Origin of the sequence: Collinsella sp. AM38-1BH (assembly GCF_003467545.1) — a bacterium.
GTDB lineage: Bacteria > Actinomycetota > Coriobacteriia > Coriobacteriales > Coriobacteriaceae > Collinsella.
Window position 1 is genome coordinate 25,319 of sequence record NZ_QSHC01000002.1, and the last position, 18,015, is coordinate 43,333.

The 18,015-nt window shown below is 62.0% G+C and carries 19 protein-coding genes and 2 tRNA genes; all 21 read left to right on the forward strand.

Annotated elements, in window-relative coordinates; translation table 11 throughout:
- The first annotated feature begins 198 nt into the window (after nucleotides 1–198).
- The 21 genes from rsgA to DW870_RS01465 all read left to right on the forward strand — a co-directional run bounded on the left by rsgA (nucleotide 199) and on the right by DW870_RS01465 (nucleotide 17,822).
- Nucleotides 199–1,152, forward strand: coding sequence for a ribosome small subunit-dependent GTPase A (gene rsgA, locus DW870_RS01365; RefSeq protein WP_199573579.1), 954 nt, complete (start codon nucleotides 199–201; stop codon nucleotides 1,150–1,152).
- Nucleotides 1,153–1,404: 252 nt separating this feature from the next.
- Entirely contained in the window at nucleotides 1,405–2,064 is a 660-nt protein-coding gene (gene cpaB / locus DW870_RS01370; RefSeq protein ID WP_233503148.1) for a Flp pilus assembly protein CpaB, read from the forward strand.
- Complete coding sequence (locus DW870_RS01375; RefSeq protein ID WP_117876680.1) at nucleotides 2,064–3,713, forward strand: P-loop NTPase; 1,650 nt, start codon at nucleotides 2,064–2,066, stop codon at nucleotides 3,711–3,713. The genes cpaB and DW870_RS01375 overlap by 1 nt, the downstream gene beginning before the upstream one ends.
- Nucleotides 3,710–5,038 carry a CpaF family protein gene (locus DW870_RS01380; RefSeq protein WP_006235095.1) on the forward strand — a complete coding sequence of 443 codons (1,329 nt, stop codon included), beginning with the start codon at nucleotides 3,710–3,712 and terminating at the stop codon, nucleotides 5,036–5,038. Before DW870_RS01375 ends, DW870_RS01380 begins: the two co-directional genes overlap by 4 nt.
- A complete protein-coding gene (locus tag DW870_RS01385; protein ID WP_117776651.1) occupies nucleotides 5,011–5,937 on the forward strand; it encodes a type II secretion system F family protein in 927 nt (308 codons plus the stop codon). Before DW870_RS01380 ends, DW870_RS01385 begins: the two co-directional genes overlap by 28 nt.
- Nucleotides 5,934–6,575: a type II secretion system F family protein gene (locus DW870_RS01390; protein WP_117759583.1), complete on the forward strand. Its 642-nt coding sequence runs from the start codon at nucleotides 5,934–5,936 to the stop codon at nucleotides 6,573–6,575. Before DW870_RS01385 ends, DW870_RS01390 begins: the two co-directional genes overlap by 4 nt.
- Nucleotides 6,576–6,585: 10 nt before the next feature.
- Nucleotides 6,586–6,819 carry a hypothetical protein gene (locus DW870_RS01395; protein ID WP_117583818.1) on the forward strand — a complete coding sequence of 78 codons (234 nt, stop codon included), beginning with the start codon at nucleotides 6,586–6,588 and terminating at the stop codon, nucleotides 6,817–6,819.
- Nucleotides 6,783–7,346, forward strand: coding sequence for a hypothetical protein (locus DW870_RS01400; protein ID WP_117876682.1), 564 nt, complete (start codon nucleotides 6,783–6,785; stop codon nucleotides 7,344–7,346). Before DW870_RS01395 ends, DW870_RS01400 begins: the two co-directional genes overlap by 37 nt.
- Nucleotide 7,347: 1 nt before the next feature.
- Nucleotides 7,348–7,566, forward strand: coding sequence for a hypothetical protein (locus DW870_RS01405; RefSeq protein WP_117734711.1), 219 nt, complete (start codon nucleotides 7,348–7,350; stop codon nucleotides 7,564–7,566).
- Nucleotides 7,502–8,038 carry a TadE/TadG family type IV pilus assembly protein gene (locus DW870_RS01410; RefSeq protein WP_117876684.1) on the forward strand — a complete coding sequence of 179 codons (537 nt, stop codon included), beginning with the start codon at nucleotides 7,502–7,504 and terminating at the stop codon, nucleotides 8,036–8,038. Before DW870_RS01405 ends, DW870_RS01410 begins: the two co-directional genes overlap by 65 nt.
- A gap of 64 nt (nucleotides 8,039–8,102) precedes the next feature.
- A complete protein-coding gene (locus tag DW870_RS01415; RefSeq protein WP_117876686.1) occupies nucleotides 8,103–10,163 on the forward strand; it encodes a hypothetical protein in 2,061 nt (686 codons plus the stop codon).
- A complete protein-coding gene (locus DW870_RS01420; RefSeq protein WP_117876688.1) occupies nucleotides 10,163–10,639 on the forward strand; it encodes a hypothetical protein in 477 nt (158 codons plus the stop codon). The genes DW870_RS01415 and DW870_RS01420 overlap by 1 nt, the downstream gene beginning before the upstream one ends.
- Complete coding sequence (locus DW870_RS01425) at nucleotides 10,636–10,995, forward strand: DUF192 domain-containing protein (protein WP_233547372.1); 360 nt, start codon at nucleotides 10,636–10,638, stop codon at nucleotides 10,993–10,995. Before DW870_RS01420 ends, DW870_RS01425 begins: the two co-directional genes overlap by 4 nt.
- 113 nt (nucleotides 10,996–11,108) lie before the next feature.
- On the forward strand, nucleotides 11,109–11,393 hold the full coding sequence (locus tag DW870_RS01430; RefSeq protein ID WP_035137167.1) for a ribbon-helix-helix domain-containing protein: 285 nt from the start codon (nucleotides 11,109–11,111) through the stop codon (nucleotides 11,391–11,393).
- A gap of 123 nt (nucleotides 11,394–11,516) precedes the next feature.
- Nucleotides 11,517–11,589 (forward strand) — tRNA-Phe (locus tag DW870_RS01435).
- Between the two features lie 607 nt (nucleotides 11,590–12,196).
- Entirely contained in the window at nucleotides 12,197–13,258 is a 1,062-nt protein-coding gene (locus DW870_RS01440) for a glycoside hydrolase family 5 protein (RefSeq protein ID WP_117876692.1), read from the forward strand.
- 6 nt (nucleotides 13,259–13,264) lie between these two features.
- On the forward strand, nucleotides 13,265–14,143 hold the full coding sequence (gene rsmI / locus DW870_RS01445; protein WP_117876694.1) for a 16S rRNA (cytidine(1402)-2'-O)-methyltransferase: 879 nt from the start codon (nucleotides 13,265–13,267) through the stop codon (nucleotides 14,141–14,143).
- Nucleotides 14,144–14,212: 69 nt separating this feature from the next.
- Nucleotides 14,213–15,814 (forward strand): methionine--tRNA ligase, encoded by a 1,602-nt coding sequence (gene metG / locus DW870_RS01450; RefSeq protein WP_117876696.1) that lies wholly within the window; start codon nucleotides 14,213–14,215, stop codon nucleotides 15,812–15,814.
- A 110-nt stretch (nucleotides 15,815–15,924) separates the two neighbouring features.
- Nucleotides 15,925–16,785, forward strand: coding sequence for a 16S rRNA (adenine(1518)-N(6)/adenine(1519)-N(6))-dimethyltransferase RsmA (rsmA, locus tag DW870_RS01455; RefSeq protein WP_117876698.1), 861 nt, complete (start codon nucleotides 15,925–15,927; stop codon nucleotides 16,783–16,785).
- Nucleotides 16,775–17,692 carry a TatD family hydrolase gene (locus DW870_RS01460; protein WP_117876700.1) on the forward strand — a complete coding sequence of 306 codons (918 nt, stop codon included), beginning with the start codon at nucleotides 16,775–16,777 and terminating at the stop codon, nucleotides 17,690–17,692. The genes rsmA and DW870_RS01460 overlap by 11 nt, the downstream gene beginning before the upstream one ends.
- A gap of 43 nt (nucleotides 17,693–17,735) precedes the next feature.
- Nucleotides 17,736–17,822 (forward strand) — tRNA-Leu (locus DW870_RS01465).
- The last annotated feature ends 193 nt before the right edge of the window (nucleotides 17,823–18,015 follow it).

The following is an 18,015-nucleotide window of genomic DNA, read 5'->3' on the forward strand; positions in this document are numbered from 1 at the left end:
ACGACGGGGGCGCGGGCTAAGCGCGATCGTCGTCGGAAGCTCGCGACCGAACCCCCTGCATCTGCTGAGGAGTTGCTGGCGAGTGTACAGGGGCTTGACGCGCTGCAGGATGTTCCGGCGTTTGATGACCTGCCGGTCGATGAAGCTCAGCAGGCTGCCTTTGATGATTTCTGCGCACATGCCGAGGAGCCCGAGCAGATGCAACTTGGCGCCGTGGTGCGCTTGGATCGTGGGTTTCCGCTGGTGGCGAGTGCCGACGATACCTTCCGCGCCGAGCATGCCGTGGGATTTGCCAAGTCGCGCGGTGGGGACGAGGTCCTGCTGCCTGCCGTGGGCGATCGTGTGGCGGTGCGCCGCGCTCCCGGGCACGATATGGGCGTGATTGAATGCGTGCTGCCGCGCCGTACGAGCTTTGAGCGTTGGCGCGGCCGTGCCCGCGGAGAGCGCCAGGTGCTCTGCTCCAACGTGGATAGCGTGCTAATCGTGCAGGCGCTCGGTGCCGGTGAGGTGCTGCTCGACCGCGTGGCGCGCTCGCTGGTGTTGGCGCTCGACTGCGATGCCGAGCCGGTGGTGGTACTCACCAAAGCTGATCGCTGCGATGCCGAGGAGCTCGAGCGCGATCTGGACCGCGCGCGCCGCCTGGTGGGTCCGGACGTGCGTGTGATCGTGACGTCCTCTGCCGAGGGCCGCGGCCTGGACGAGGTCCGTGCCTGCGTGCCTGCCGGGAGCTGCGCCATGATTCTGGGCGAGTCGGGTGCCGGCAAGTCGACGCTGCTCAATGCACTGCTGGGCCACGATACGTTGGCGACCGGCGGTGTGCGCGAACGCGACGACCAGGGCCGTCACACTACCGTCGCGCGCGTGATGGTGGCGCTGCCGGGCGACGCCGGCGTGATCGCCGATGCCCCGGGTCTGCGCAGTTTGCCGCTCGTGGGTCACGAGCGGGGTCTGGCACGCGCCTTTCCCGAGATTGTCGAGGCATCGCGCGCGTGCCGGTTTGGCGATTGCACACATACCCATGAGCCGGGCTGCGCCGTTCGCGAGGCCGAGGACGCCGGGCAGATCGACAGCCTGCGTCTGGAAACGTTCCAAAGCCTGGCGTCATCCATGCGCGTGAGCGCTCAATTGCTCGATCCCGATGTTCATCTGTAATTGATTTTTCCTATGACAGCCGTCTCCCAACTGTTCGGGAGACGGCTTTTTTGCTGCGGAAAAGCCTCGAAACATGCAGTTTGCTGACGTGCTGACCAAAACCTTGCCACGAGCTTGACGGGCTGGTCAGCTTTTGGTCAGCGATTGGTTTGACATCGAAAACCAAGATTGCGATTGCGCCGCTTTGCACTCTGGCCGCCCAGACAATGGTGGTACGGGCATTCGCCCGGCACTGCCATGAGAGGAGCGGCCGTGAACAAGAGCAAGCGCATCGCCATCAGTCTGGTCGCGGGCGTGCTCGCTGCTCTGCTCTGCATGGTTTACGGCTCGTCGATCCGCTCGCAAGCCGAACAGGTCCAGGCTGAGACCTTGGCCAAGTACGGTGGCGATCGCGTCGAGGTATGCGTCGCGGCGCGCGATATCGATGTGGGTGAGACCCTCGATGAGACCAATGTCATAACCCAGGAATGGCTGACGAGTCTGCTGCCGCGTGACGCGGCGACCGAGCTGCGCCAGGTGCGCGGCGACGTGACGACTTCGCGTATTCCCAAAAACGCCGTGATCTGCAATGTCTACACCAAGGCCGAGAGCCGCAAGCTCGAGGTGCCTAAGGGCAAGGTTGCCGTTTCGGTGGCGGTCGATGCCGAGCACTCGGTCGGCGGTGCCACGGGCGTGGGCAGCTACGTGGACGTGTACGTGCAAAAGGACGGCGTGACCGATCGGCTGTGCGGCGCGCACGTGATCGATACCAGTGAGGATTCCGGTGCCACGCGCGAGGGCAAGATCGAATGGGTGACGCTGGCGGCTGACCCCGAAGACGTCAAGGAACTGCTGGGAGCCTCGGGCAAGGGAACGGTCAGCTTGACGATTCCCGCCACGGCGCGCGGCAAAAAGAGCGGAGGCGACGAGTGATGAAGGCGATCTGGCTTGCGTGCTGCGCGTGCGGCGATTACGGGCTGTTGCAGCGGGAAGTCGAGGGCCGTGATGCGGGTGCACAGGTGCTTCGCGTGGGTGACCTGGACGGGCTGGTTTCCATGGCGCGGGCGTTTCCGTCGCGCCGCGGGGCTGCCATCATCGCGGCGTCTCTGTTTGATACCGAAGATGTGCGCAAGACTGTTGCGCGCCTGACGGCCGAAGGCCGCGTGAGTCGCGTGGTCGTGTTGATAGAAGCGCTCGATCCGTCGGATATCGAGGGGCTGTTTCGCGCGGGGGCGACCGAGGTCATCGCTGCACACAGTATATGCGGCAACGGGCGCGCGGGCGAGGGAGCGGTTGATTCCGATCGGCGCATGACGATTGAGCCCGATGCTTTTGTTGATAGGGAACCCGGGGCGCCTCGCGCTACAAGAGGCCCGCGTGTTGATGATTATGGAAAAGCGGAAGCCGAGCATGGTCGGCGCCCCCGGAACCCCCTTGTATGCGATGACGCTGGAGGGCCGGCGCAGCATGCTGGCGACTCCCCGGCTGTAGATATGGGATACGTGCACGGCGTGAATCTGGTGGATGAACTCGACGAAGTTGAGGGCTTTGCCGGGTGCGGCGAGTTGTCGCTGATGCAGCATGAGCAGATTGCGCAGAACGAGCCTGCCTCGCAGACCGAACAAGCAGCCATGCCGGCTTGGACGCAGCACGTGGTTGCGGCGGGGGAGACGGGGACGCTGTCACCGACGTCCGCCCCGCCGCCTCCGATGCCGCCGGCAGACGCTACCGCTCCGCCGCATCGAGCTCCAGTCATCTGCGCTATTTCGGGTTCGGGCGGTTGCGGCAAGTCGACGATCGTTGCCACCATGGCACACACATCGTCGCTGTTGGGCTTGCGTGCCGCCGTGCTCGACCTGGACCTGATGTTTGGAAACCTTTACGACTTGTTAGGCGTCGATGCTCCGCGCGATATGGCGGCACTTATCGAGCCGTCGGCGGCGGGCACGCTCACCGAGCCGGATATCGTAGCCACATCGATGCGCGTGGCGCCGGGCGTTACGCTCTGGGGTCCCGTCGCGGCGCCCGAGCAAGCTGAGCTCATGGCGCGTCCGGTGGAGCTACTGCTTGATGTTCTGCGTCGCGAATCCGACGTGGTCTTTATCGATACCTCGGTCTTTTGGGGCGACGCCGTGGCGGCTGCGGTGGCGGCGAGCGACCGTTGCCTGGTCGTTGGCGATGCGGCGGTGTCGTCCGCGACATCGGCGTCGCGCGTCATCGAACTGGCAGGTCGAGTAGGTGTGCCGCGCACGCGCATGAGCGCCGTGTTCAACCGGTTCGGTGCGCGCGGGGCAGACGAGGACGTCGCCATGCGCTTTGAGATTGCCTGTGCGTTGAGCTCCAAGATTCGTATCGCCGATGGCGGGCAGGATCTCGCCGCGCTCATGGCGTTTGGACGCGCTGACGAGGCGGTGGGGCAGACCAGTGCTTTTGCGACTAGCATGCGCGAGGCCACGCGCGAGATGCTCGTGGAACTGGGGTGCGCCGTCGGCCCTTGGGGCGATATGGTCGCCGACCGTGCAACGCGTACCGAACGCCCGCGTATCCGCCTTCCCTGGTTGCGCGAGGGTGATCAGCGATGAGCCTGCAAACGAGGATTAAGGCTGCCGGCGCTGCAGCGGCGGCAGCGCCTGTAGATGCGGGGCGTCGCCGCGCGGTGAAACGACGCACCAAGCGCGCCGTGATGGACCGCATGGGTTACGACGAAGTGGCGCGTATCAGCGCCTATATCGACCCGGCACTTGCCCGCTCGGAATTGCGTCCTGCGGTGGAGGCGGCGCTCAATGTTGAGGAGCCGACCGATCTCGCGACGCCCGAGCGCGAAACCATCATCGACGAGATTTTGGATGACGTGGTGGGCTTGGGGCCGTTGCAGCCGCTCATCGAGGACGACACCGTTACCGAGATCATGATCAACGGCTGCCGCTCGGCTTTCTTTGAACGCGGCGGCGTCTTGTACCCCATCGAGCATGCGTTTGAGGATGATGAGCAGATCCGTGTGCTTATCGACCGCATCATCTCGCCACTTGGCCGCCGTATCGACGAGCGCAGCCCCATCGTCAACGCCCGCCTCAAAACGGGCTATCGCGTCAACGCGGTGATTCCGCCTGTGGCGATTGACGGACCGATTCTCACCATCCGAAAGTTCTCGGACCGTATCTGCTCGCTGGACGAGCTTGTGGGGCTGGGGTCGCTGCCGCTTTGGTATGCGCAGCTGCTGTCGTGCGCGGTGTCGCTGCGACAGGACCTGGCGGTTGCGGGAGGCACGGGATCTGGTAAGACCACCCTGCTCAACGCGTTGTCATGTGAGATTTCCACCGGCGAGCGCATCGTGACGATCGAGGACTCTGCCGAGCTCAAGTTTGCGCATCATCCGCACGTGGTGCGCCTAGAGGCGCGCGAGGCTTCAATTGAGGGCGAGGGCGCGGTGACGATCCGCGACCTGGTAACTAATGCCCTGCGCATGCGCCCCGACCGCATCGTGGTGGGCGAGGTGCGCGGTGCCGAGTGCTGCGACATGTTGCAGGCCATGAACACGGGCCACGACGGGTCGCTCACCACACTTCATGCGGGTTCAGAACAGGAGACCGTGGTGCGTCTGACGTTGCTTGCACGTTATGGCATCGACCTGCCGAGTGAGCTCATCGAGGAGCAGATTGCCATGGCGCTCGACGGTATCGTGATGTCCGAGCGCCACGCCGATGGCAGGCGCTTCGTCTCCTCGTATTCGGGGGTGCGACGCGCCGCATCGGGCGGCGTAGAGCTCGAGCGCTATGTGACGTTCGATGCCGCCGAGCGCACCTGGACGCTTGACCGCGAGCCGCCGTTTATCGCAGAAGGCCTGCGGTCGGGGACGCTCACACAAGAGGAGGTGGACGAATGGAGATCGCTGTGCCCCTCGTCGTAGGGGGCTTGGCAGGGCTTTCTGTCGCGACGGCGTGCGGGGCGGAACCTCGTGTGCCGCAGGTACCGCCGGCGGAGCTGGCACGTCAGGCGCTCGAGACGGTGGCAGAGAAGCTGCCGCGTGAGCTGGTGAAAAACGATCTGCTGAAAAAGATCGCCCGTTCGTGGGCATCGCTGGCTCCGGCGCATCGCCTTGGCCTCGTGATCGAGGATGCTTCGGGATGTTTGGCGTTTCTGCTGCTATCGAGCGGTGTCTGCTGCGTTTTACTAACGATGGTGTCGTTATCGCCCCTCGGATTTGCCTTGGGACTTGTTGCTCCGTTTGCCGTTGGTGCCGCTCGGGATGGCTTTGAGAGCCGGCGCGAGCAACACGATGCAGAAGAGGCAATGCCCGAGGCGTTTACCGCACTTTCCATGTCGCTTGCCTCGGGACATTCGCTGGCCCAGGGCATGCGCTTTGTGGGCGCTCATGCGCAAGAGCCAGTGCATAACGAGTTTTTGCGGGTGGCGGCGGCGATCGATTGCGGCATCTCGGCGACCGACGCGCTCGATGACTTGCTCGTGCGTATCGACGCCCCCGGTCTTTCGCTTGTGACCTTGGCGCTTAAGGTGTCTCAGCGCACCGGCGCTCCGCTTGCCGACTTACTGTCCGAGGCGTCGAGCATGGTGGGGGAGCGCATTGAGCTCAAGCGCCGCCTGGATGTTAAGACGTCGCAGGCTCGCATGTCTGCGCATATGGTCGCGGCGATGCCGGCGGGCATGTGCGCGGTGTTGGCGCTGCTTTCGGCAGATTTTCGTCGCGGTCTTGCGACGCCTGCCGGCGCGGGCGCTGTGGTGCTGGGTCTTGCCCTCAACGCCGTTGCCCTGGTGGTTATCCGGCGCATTATGCGGGTGGAGCTATGAGCGCCTCGGTTGCAGTTGCGGCTTGCCTGTGCGCCCTGAGTGTATTTGTCGCGACGGGTTTTGATCGGGCGGATGCACGCAAGATCGCAGGGGCCTGCAAGCGCGAGGCGGTGCTGGTCGCTGCCGCTGGTCGCTCGGTGGTCGATGCTCTGACCGCGCGAGTGAAGGGCGCGGTTGGAGCGGGCGGCCCGGCGCGAGTGTCGCTCGGCGAAGTGTCCGAGATGATCGATGTTGTGCGCTTGGGTCTTTCGGCCGGTCTTTCGTTTGATGCGGCGCTTGAGATTTTCTGCGCCAACCGCCGGTCAGTGCTGGCTCTTCGCCTTGAGCGCGCCTGCATGGCGTGGCAGGTGGGCGTGGGCACGCGTGAGGACGAGTTGTTGGCCGCCGCGCGCGATCTGGACGTGCGAGCGCTCGAGACCTTTGCCATCACGGTGGGGCAGGCGCTCGCCCTGGGTGCCCCACTTGCCGAGACGCTGGCCGCTCAAAGTCGCGAGATCCGTGCGGCTCATCGCGCCGCGGTCGAGCGCGAGATCGAGCGTGCGCCCGTCAAGCTGTTGATTCCCACCGGCACGCTCATCTTGCCGGCGTTGCTTCTGTCCATATTGGGCCCGCTGCTGGGAGCAGGCGGGATGATGTAGGGAGGAATACATGAACACGATGGTCGAAGTTGCTGACAAGGCTTGGAGCTGGGCTTTTTGCCGGGCGATTCACACTCGCCAGCATGCCAAGGAGCTGTTGCAGGAGGAGAGCGCGCAGGGTACCACCGAGTACGCCATTTTAGTGGGCGTACTTGTGGTGATCGCGATTATTGCCATCGTTGCATTTAAAGGCAAGGTTAAAGAGCTATGGGATGCGATCAGCGAGGGCATCAACAGCCTGTAGAGGGCGAGCGCCCCATCGGGGTGCTGCTGGTGTTTGCTTGCCTGACCGTGGCGATAGCGGTGGTGCTTTGGGGGCTTAACGCCGCGCGGCAGCAGCGTCCTGGGACCGCCTCCGATTTGGGCTCAGATTCGGCGGTGGCGTCTCAAAAAGATGAGATGCGAGATGCGGACGATTCGGATGTCGCTGTCACGGCGCAAACCTTTCTGCGGGCGCTCGACAAGCGGTCTGGCACTGCGACGGATTCGCCTGAGGGCAACGCGATTGCGGTCCGGCTTGCATGGTCCGAGGACCGACCGATGACTGAAGCGGCGGAGGATATGCTGCGTGCCTATCGCGAGGTACCCACGGCACAACTTGCTCTGAGCGGCTATCTCGACATTAAGGGCAACGTGTGGGGCGCTATCGTGCGCGACGGACGCGGCTGGGTCGATATGGTGACGGTTGCCGCGGATACTGGCGATGCTTCGTGTCGTCTGCGCGCCGTGCGTCTGGTCCCGCAAACAATAAGCTCAAAGGAGGGGTCGTGAAATGCATGACGTCCTGCGCGAGGAGTCTGCCCAGGCAACGGTCGAATACGCCATCGTCACGGTGGCGCTGTTATCGATCGTGCTGGCGATCGCGGGGCTTTGGCGCGCTGGCACCGATGGGCGCTTGGCGGCGCTGGTTGAGCGGGCGGCATCCCATGGCGTTGCCTCGACATCGGTTATCGACGCCGCTGCGGGCGCTAAGGACATCGCGTTGTATTGATATCGCGCGTGAGGACCGGGCGCAGTCAACGGTCGAGGCCGCTTTTTTGCTGCCGACGTTTCTGACGCTCATCCTTTTCGCACTGCAACCGGTGTGCCTGCTCTATACGCGCGCGGTCATGGAGTCTGCCGCCGCCGAGACCGCGCGGCTCATGACCACGACGACGGCGGAGGACGACGATCTTAAGGAGTTCACCCGCCGCCGGCTTGCCGCAGTACCCAACGTTTCGATTTTTCATGCCGGCGGGCCATTGTCGTGGGATATCGAGCTTGGCCGGGCCGGTGCGGGTGGCGTCTCGTCCGTGTCCGTTTCCGGCGAGGTCAAACCGTTGCCTGTGATCGGTGCGTTTGCGCAGGCTATGGGTGGTGTAGGCGAGGGCGGCTACGTTGAGCTCAAGGTCGATGTCTCGTATCAATCGCGTCCCGAATGGCTGGAGGGAGATTATGATTCGTGGATTGCTACATGGGATTAAGCGTTTCTGGTCTAGACGCGTTTTGACGCGCCGTCCGAGCTGCCATCACAAGCGAGGCGGCTTTATGGGCCGCGCCGGTGTTGATCTGTTTATCGAAGACGGCGCCTATACCACGCTTTCTTCTGCCGTGGTCATCCTAGTGGTGCTCACGTTGTTGTTTTCGTCGACGGCGGCGATATGGAGCATGTCGCGTGCCGGGGATACCCAGGTGGCGGCCGATAGCGGCGCGCTGGCGGGTGCCAACGTAGTGTCGTCCTATCACACGGCTGCCACGGTGGTTGATGCGAGCATCTTGAGTCTGGGGCTGGCGGGGTTTGCCACGATCGGGACGGGCCTGGTCGCCATCCTCATCCCGGGTGCCGAACCAGTTGCCGGCAATATGGTCGACACCGGGATTGAGATCATTAAAACGCGCAACAAGTTTGCCAAAAGCGCATCGGAAGGCTTACAGAAAATCGAGACGGCTCTGCCGTATCTGATCGCCGCGCGTGCCACGCAGGCGGTGTCGGCGCAGGATACCGATAGTGTGACCTATACCGGTACGGCGCTTGCCGTGCCCAGGACATCCGAGTCTGACTTTGCTGCGCTCAAAGGATCAGAGATCTCGACCGATACCATTAAAGACGCATCAGATGATTTAGAGTGTGCGGCCGAGGAGCTGCGGAAGGCTTCTGAGGACACGGCGAAGGCTAAAGAGCGTGCTTGGCTGGCGGATTGTGGTGGGTCTGACAAGGGCTCGGTCGGCAGCTGTTCTTGCATGTGGGAGCGTGCGAAAAGCCTAACGGATCTCTCCGGTGTTCAAAATCCGCATTACTCATCGAGCGTTACGTGGGAGCCCCAAGTTGCCCTTGATCGCGCGAAGGACTACTACCATTGGCGTCTGACAAATGAGAAGCCCCACGGCTCGAGTGTCGAGATGAAGGCAGAGTCTGCGGCGCGTAAGGCGTTTTATACCTATGCGAGCGCGGAGGTCGATCGGGCGCATATAACCGAGAACGGAGACAGGGTTTCCTCCTATATTCCGCTGCTGCCGCGCAGCTCTGATGAGGTTCGGGCGACGGAACTCTATACCGATGCGGTGTGGCCGACGAGCGTGAACGATGACAAGGCGTATCTGCATTACGGGACGACCTGCCCTAACTATAAGAAAGGGACGCCGAGTGGATTTGCTTCGGTTGCCGATTACGATGGACAGGATAAATGCAGCAAATGCCATTTTGGCGTTTTGTCGCTTGGTGCTGTTGCGGCGCCTTCAACCTCTATCGAAAACGGCTTCGAGTATCACTTTGACAAGTTTAAAGACGCCCTGGAGGACTACGTCGACTGTCGCAACAAGGAGCTCGAGCACGAGCGTCAGACCGAGGACGAAGCCGACCGTACGGGCAATGCGTTTGACCAGGCCATTAAAGCGCTTTCGGGCGAGCGTCCGCGTATCGCTCCGCCCGGTCGCAACGGCGTGGTTGCCTTTGCGGTTTCGGGTGCCATCTCGAGCCCCGATGAGCTCAACTCTTCGTTTAACACGGCAGTCAGGCTTGGCGATCGCGGTGCCATCTCTGCCGCGGTGCTGGCGCCCGATGAGGCGACGGCGCAAAACAACGTGCTTTCGCGATTTTTCTCGACATTGAAGGAACGCTCGGGTGGCGTTGCCGGCGTACTTGATGACGTCATGGATGTTTGGGGACGGCTGCTTGTGGGATACGGAGACATCCAAGGTTCGGCCGACGAACTTATGGACGAGATGATTAAAGGCCTAGGAGGGGACAGCGGCGCGTTGGGCTCCATTGCATCGTGGCTCGGCGATACCGTTTCGGCGTCCGTGGCGGCGCTGGGTTTGGAACCGTGTGACTTGCGCCTGCGAAAGCCGGTGCTGACCGATTCCGCCAACGTCATTAAGAGTCCGGGGTCTGACATTGCCGGTCTCTCTCAAGCGCAAGACAAGCTGCGAAGTATTCCGTTGGGCGTGACCGATCCCAAGGCGCTTTGCGAGGTGTTGGAATATCAAGTCGAACGCACCATCAGCGGTACGGTGTTCACGCTTGCGGAGATTCCTCTGCCCGGCGGCGGCTCCATCCCACTCACCGTCGATGTCGCCACGCTGGTTGGCGCTCTGGGCGGTGGGTCGTGATGAGTGTCCGCATGCGTCTGCGCGAGGAGTGCGCCCAAGCGACGGTGGAGATGGCAGTGGTTACGCCCGTTTTGCTGGTGCTGGCACTCATCGTGTACAACGTCATGATCTTTGCCAGCGCTGTCGCGCGCTTCGACCGCGTGGTGCCCGACATAGTGTTGGCGCACGCCGTGGCGTCGGAGGGGGAGGGCGACGAAAGCTCTGCCGATGCCTCGGCGACGGTTCAGACACAAATTCTGAATGCCATGGAAGGCTATGACTTGCAGATCGAAGTGTCGAGCGAGCAAGGCGCGGAGGCATCGGATGGTGGCCTGCTCTCCCTATCCGGTACGTTTAGGACCTACACCTGCACCATGCACTATGAGCCGTGGCCGACTTCTCTCAGCATCGCTGGTGTTCCGCTGGGGGCGCCGACAACGTTGTCGCACGAGCGCGCGGTGACGGTCGATCCATGGCGTCCGGGGGTGGTCATGTGACCGCGGTCTCGTTCTACATCGCCTACGCGCGGGCACTCAACAGGCTGGGTTGGACGCCGGCCGAGTTTGCGGTGGCGGAGTCGTTTGCCGTGCGCCTGCGCGGCATGCTGGGACGGCGTCCGGTTGCCGCTAACGGCCTGCCGCTCGTCATGGCGTTTCCACGCTGCTCTTCGGTCCATACGTGTTTTATGGCCTATCCCATCGACATCGCCTTCATCGATCGCGACGGCAATATCCTCGCGCGCTACGAAAACGTACGTCCCTGGCGTATGTGCTCCTGCCCCGGCGCCTGGGCCGCACTAGAGCGCCCTTCAATCATTGTTTTGACCCCTGCTCTCCAACGCGTGCCGGCTTAAGAATTGGCGACAGCGGACTTTCGTCATACGAAATTGGGTAAGATGGAGGAGAAGATGCATGGATGTTGAGATCCATCCCAACTCTAAAAAGCACCTGACGGAAGGGGCCGATGATGGGCAAGACGTATACGGCCGCTAATGGTCAGGTTGTAACGGATGAAATGATTGACGCGTGGTGCGAGTCGTACGAGCGCGGAGAGTTTCCGGATGGCGAACACACCGTTGGTGGGATCGTGCATGGACGGCCCCCACTCTCAGGTGAGGGGACGGCAACGCTGTCGGTCAAGATTCCTCTGGGAATGAAGGAGGCCATTCGTCGACGGGCGGCTGCCGAGGGGATGACGCCAAGTGAGTTTGCCCGTGCGGCTCTGAGCGAAAAACTTCTTGCTGCCGGCTGATGCCTCTGACGTGCCGATTTAAAGAACCGAGGCTGTGCTCAAAAACTTTTTTGAAATTCTCGGTTGACCGGAACGCGTCCTTGGTTATACTAATCAAGCCTTGAAACAAGGCACACCTCAAATGGCTGGGTAGCTCAGTTGGTAGAGCAGAGGACTGAAAATCCTCGTGTCAGGGGTTCGATTCCCTTCCCCGCCACCTTGAATTGACTAGGACCTCTGCAAAGGGGTCCTTTTCTTTTATGCAGCCCCCACATGGAATCGAACCCCGTGAGGGCGCGGAGCTGAGTAAACGCGTAAGCGTTTGCCAGCGCAGCTCGCAAGGCGCGTAAGCGCCGCAGCGGTCCGTCCGCGCAGCGCGCGGACGCGATTCCCTTCCCCGCCACCTTGAATTGACTAGGACCTCTGCAAAGGGGTCCTTTTCTTTTATGTAGGGTTCTGCGGAAACTGCGTCCCAGAATAAGGGCTCAGAACGGGACACACTTTCCACTTCGGGCCTGTCTGGGAAAGCGCGACCCGGAATGACGCGAAATTGCGGGTCGCGCTTTCCGGTTGGGCCTGCTAACGGAGAATGCGCCCCATTATTGAGCGATAGAACGGGACACACTTTCCGGTGCCTGCCTCTGGCGCGCGTACACACCTCATCGCACCATCCCGAGCCCGCCTGTTCCCAGACATTCCTCCCACTTTCGCGTCACTTTACAGACCGTTCGGTCGCCTATCCGCACACGCGGGTATACTCAAAACGATACTTATCCTATGCAATACGATGCGGGTTCGACCTGCATGATCCGAAGGGGGCAGTGATGGAGAGGATACTCGGCGTTAATCTCTCTGGCTGGTTTATTCCCGAGCCTTGGGTGACCCCGTCGCTGTACGCGGCGACCGGTGCATCCAACGCGGCCGAGCTACAGGAGGCCATGGGTACCGCCGCCTATAACGAGCGCATGCGCCGCCATTACGAGACGTTTGTGAGCGAGGACGATTTTCGCCGCATGGCGCAGATCGGTCTCAATGCCGTGCGTCTGCCGGTGCCCTGGTATGCCTTTGGTTCGCAGGAGTCCGATGCGTCCTACATCTCGGTTGTCGACTACATTGACCGTGCAATTGAGTGGGCTGCCAAGTACGACATCCGCGTGCTGCTCGATCTGGCAACCGTGCCCGGTGGCCAGGGCGATTCCAACGATTCGCCCACCACGCCGGAGGCTGTCGCCGAGTGGCATTCGTCCACCAACGGCCGTCATGTCGCACTCGACGTGCTCGAGCGCTTGGCCGATCGCTATGGCGAGGCCGAGAGCCTGCTGGGCATTGAGCTGCTGGACACGCCGCAGATGAGCGTTCGCAAGAGCCTCTTCACCATGACGGATGGCATTCCGGCCCACTACCTGCGCAATTTCTATCGCGATGCCTATGAGCTCGTCCGTTCGTATATGCCCGAGGATAAGATCGTCGTCTTCTCGTCGTCGGGGCATCCCGGCGAGTGGAAGCATTTTATGCGCGGCGCCAAGTACAAGAACGTCTACATGGACCTTCACCTGTACCATTACCGCGACGAGCATGCGCTCGACATCACGAGCCCCCGCGGGCTGACGACGGCGATTTCGCGTAACAAGCGCGAGCTCAAAGAGGCGATTTCGACGGGGTTCCCCGTGCTGGTGGGCGAATGGTCGGGTGCGGCAATCTTTGCCAACTCGTCGGTTACGCCCGAGGGCCGCAATGCCTACGAGCGCGTGTTTATCGCCAACCAGTTGGCTTCGTTTGCACCGGCTGCCGGTTGGTTCTTCCAAACGTGGAAGACCGAGAAGCGCATTGCGGCGTGGGACGCCCGCGCGGCGCTCGGTACGCTCGAGCGCGGCATGATTGAATAGGTTGATATGACGCAGAACAGCGCCCATACGGGCAAACTCTATGTGGTCGGAACGCCCATCGGTAACTTGGGCGACCTGTCCCCGCGCGTTGGCGAGGCGTTTGCCGCCGCCGATGCCATTTGCTGCGAAGACACGCGTGTGACGTCAAAGCTGCTGATGCACCTGGGCATTTCCAAGCCGCTTGTCCGTTGCGACGAGAATGTGATCGCCAGCCGCGCCGCCGGCCTGGTCGACCGTCTGCTGGCGGGGGAGACCCTCGCCTTTGCCTCGGACGCCGGCATGCCGAGTGTGTCCGATCCCGGCCAGGCGCTGGTCGAGGCGGCGCGTGAGGCCGATGTGCCCGTCGAAGTTATTCCCGGGCCCTCTGCTTGCGTCACGGCGCTCGTTTCGTCCGGTATTCCTTGCGAGCATTTTTTCTTCGAGGGCTTTTTGGGCCGAAAGCACGGCGACCGCGTGCGCCGTTTGCAGCGCCTTGCCGTGGTGCCCGGCGCGCTCATCTTCTACGAGTCTCCACATCGCATCGTGGCGACGCTCGAGGCCGTGACGGAGGTCTTTCCCCAGCGCGAGGTTGCTGTCTGCCGCGAGCTTACCAAGCTGCATGAGGAGGTCCTGCGCGGCACCGCCGCCCAGCTTGCCGAGGAGCTGCGTGCTCGTGGCGAGGTAAAGGGCGAGATTGCGCTGGTCATCGCGCCGCCGAGCGAGGATGAGGAGGCCGGTATCGTGCCGGTTGGCGCCGCGGCAGCGGATCCCGACGAGGCCCTGTGCGAGGATATTCGCGCCGCGCTCGAGGAGGGGGAGCCCGCGTCTGCGGTGGCCAAGCGCCTGTCTCAGAAGTATTCGCGCCGTAAGCGCGATGTCTATGCCATGGTGCTCGATATGCAATAGATGGAGGATATCCAGCCCTTGCGCTAGAATCATCCCCTGTATGCAACGTTTTTCTGGAGGACAAACCCCATGGATCAAAGCAAGCCTTCGTTCTTTATCACGACGCCCATCTACTACGTCAACGCCGATCCGCACCTGGGTACGGCTTATTCCACCATCATCGCCGATGTTCAGGCTCGTTATCGCCGCTCTGCCGGCTACAACGTCAAGTTCCTGACCGGCATGGACGAGCATGGCGAGAAGGTCGCCGAGGCCGCAGCCAAGCACAACATGACGCCGCAGGAGTGGACCGACAGCCAAGCCCCGCACTTCAAGGAGCTGTGGAGCAAGCTCGAGATCTCCAACGACGACTTCATTCGCACCACCGAGCCGCGCCAGCATCATGCCGTGCAGTACCTGTGGGAGCGCATGAAGGAGTCCGGCTACCTGTATAAGGGCAGCTACGACGGTTGGTATTGCGTGCCTGACGAGACCTACTTCACCGATACGCAGGTCCAGAAGGGTGACGAGGAGTACGGCAGCGTCGGTCAGCACCTGTGCCCCGATTGTCACCGTCCGCTTGAGCGCGTGCAGGAGGAGTCTTATTTCTTTAAGCTTTCCGCCTTCCAGGACAAGCTGCTCAAGCTCTATGACGAGCACCCCGACTTTGTCGAGCCTGCGTTCCGCATGAACGAGGTGCGCAGCTTTGTCGAGGGCGGCCTCAACGATCTTTCCGTGAGCCGCACGAGCTTTGACTGGGGCATTCAGGTTCCGTTTGACGAGGGCCACGTGACCTACGTGTGGTTCGACGCCCTGCTCAACTATATGACGGCTGTCGGCTACGGCGTCGACACCGACGAGGCCCGTGCCGAGCTGGCCTATCGCTGGCCCGCGCAGTTCCACATCGTGGGTAAGGACATCATCCGCTTCCACTGCGTCATTTGGCCCGCCATGCTCATGGCCATCGGCGAGGCCCTGCCCGAGCATGTTTTTGCCCACGGCTTCCTGACCGTGCGCAACGCTGAGACCGGCAAGGCCGAGAAGATGTCCAAGAGCCGCGGCAACGCCATCGCTCCGCAGGACGTCATCGACATGCTGGGTGTCGAGGGCTATCGCTATTACTTCATGACCGACGTGGTGCCCGGCACCGACGGCGCCATCAGCTTCGATCGCATGGAGCAGGTCTACAACGCCGACCTGGCCAACAGCTGGGGCAACCTTATCTCGCGTTCGCTCAACATGAGCGGCAAGTACTTTGACGGCTGCGCGCCCGCCAAGCCCGCATTGTTCGATGCGTTCGACAATCCGCTGGCAAAGATTGCCGATGGCCTGGTCGAGCGCTATATGGCCAAGATGGACGTGCTCGATTACGGTGGAGCCAAGGACGAGGTCATGGAGCTCATCCACGCCGCCAACCATTACATCGAGGACTCCGAGCCCTGGGCGCTTGCCAAGGACGAGGCTAAGGCTGATGAGCTCGCGTTTGTGATCTACAACCTGCTCGAGGCCATCCGCATTGCCGCTCACCTGCTGATGCCGCTCATGCCCCAGACTTCTGCCGAGGCCCTGCGCCGTCTGTCCTGCGAGGACGAGGCCGCAAGCGACGACCTCAAGGGCATTTGCGCTTGGGGCCTGCTTGCCGGTGGTCAGCCCGTCGAGAAGGGCGATCCGCTGTTCCCGCGTCTGGCGTAGAGACCGCGCGGGCGCCATATCGGCAATTTGCTGTTTAGATGTAAGGGCATGGCCGCCACGGTCCATGCCCTTTTGTTTCAAGACGCCGCCATCATGCTAAGGAGGCAACCATGACAACTTCGCCTTTGGCAAACCCCACGGCCACCAGGGAGCTGCTAGAGGAGTTTGGCCTTGCGACCAAGCATCGCCTGGGCCAGAACTTTCTAATCGACAATCATGTGATCGAGCGTATCTGCGAGCTTGCCGAGCTTGCAGGTGACGAGCGCGTACTCGAGGTGGGTCCGGGTTGTGGAACGTTGACACTTGCGTTACTGCAGGAAGCGGCGTGCGTTACGTCCATTGAGGCCGATCCCGAGCTTGAGCCGGTGCTCGATGCCCACGCCGCCGACTATGCCAACTTCCGCTTTATCATGGGCGATGCGCTCAAGGTGACGCCGGAGCAGATTGAGCAGGCCGCCGGTGGTGAACCCACGGTGTTTGTCGCGAATCTGCCCTATAACGTGGCGGCGACGATCATTCTTCAGTTCTTCCAGACGATGCCCGCGCTTAAGCGCGCTGTCGTCATGGTGCAAAAGGAGGTTGCCGATCGCATTGCCGCAGTGCCGGGCAACAAGACCTATGGCGGCTATACGGCAAAGCTCGGCCTGTATGCGCAGGTGACGGGTCGCTTTGAGGTGCCGCCGCGTTGCTTTATGCCGGCGCCGCACGTGGACTCGGCCGTCGTGCGTATCGACCGTGTTGACGGTGTGGTGCCCGAAGAACTCGATCGCGAATTTGTGGCCCGCGTGATTGACGCTGCATTTGCTCAGCGTCGCAAGACCATCCGCAATTCCATGAGCGCCAACGGTTTTGCCAAGGACGTGCTCGATGCCGCCTTTGAGGCTTGCGGTATCGCACCCACCACGCGCGCCGAGACGCTTGATGTTGCCGACTTTGTCCGTCTGGCCCAGGAGCTAATCCATGATGCCTAATGCCGAACGCGTGACGTTTACCAAGAAAAAGAAGACGGTTGCTTGTCCCGTGCCCTTGGCACCGCTTGCTGACACGCATGCGCATCTGCTTCCGTTTTGGGGCAAAGAAGTGCCCGAGACACTCGTGCGCGCCAAAGCCGCGGGCATCGACCTGTTGGTGACGGTCTTCGATCCCATTGCCGATAAGCGCAGCGTGACGGACTATAGCGACTGGCTGACGCGCGAGATTCTGCCGATGCAGGATATCCCGCAGATCAAGTATCTTGCCGGCGTGCATCCGTATGGCGCGCCGGACTATACCGACGACGTTCACGCACAGGTCGTTGCCGCACTCGATGACCCCTTATGCGCCGGTATTGGCGAAATCGGCCTGGACTACCACATGGACTATGATGACGATATCGCGCCGGCACCTCATAACGTGCAGATTGACTGCATGGCGCGCCAGCTCGAGCTTGCCGCGTGCCGTAACGTGCCGGTGGAGTTGCACCTGCGGCACGAGGACTCGGATGGGGAGCGCACCTCGCATATGGATGCGTACAACGTGCTTCGTGAGGTGGGCGTGCCCCAGGCCGGTTGTGTGCTGCACTGCTTTGGCGAGGACCGCGCCACGATGGAGCGCTTTGTGAAGCTGGGCTGCTATATCGCCTATGGTGGTGCGGCCACCTTTAAGCGCAACGACGACGTGCGCGAGGCATTTGCGGCGACCCCGCTCGACCGCATTTTGTTCGAGACGGATTGCCCGTATATGGCTCCGGAGCCCATCCGCGGTCTTGAATGCGAGCCCGCAATGATCTCCATTACGGCAAACGCGCTGGTTAACGACCGTGTCGATCGCACTGGTGAGGACGCCGAAACAATCGCGCAAGCCGCTTGGGAAAATGCCTGCAAACTTTTTCAAAAATAGTTCTTGCGTTCGCGATGGCGCTCCGTTATTCTAATTCCTGCACGCGGGCGTGGCGGAATTGGCAGACGCGTACGGTTCAGGTCCGTATGGGGGCAACCCCATGAAGGTTCAAGTCCTTTCGCCCGCACCATTGATTGAAAGAGCTCCCAGCAATGGGGGCTTTTTTGTTATGTGCCCATCGCAGGGACTTGAACCTGTGAAGGAGCGAGCGTCAAGAAAACGCGGAGCGTTTTTAGCGAGCTGGCGAGTCCGCCGGCAGGCGGGCGAAGCCGGTGCGGATCCGCGCAGCGGATAGGCGGACGTCCTTTCGCCCGCACCATGGA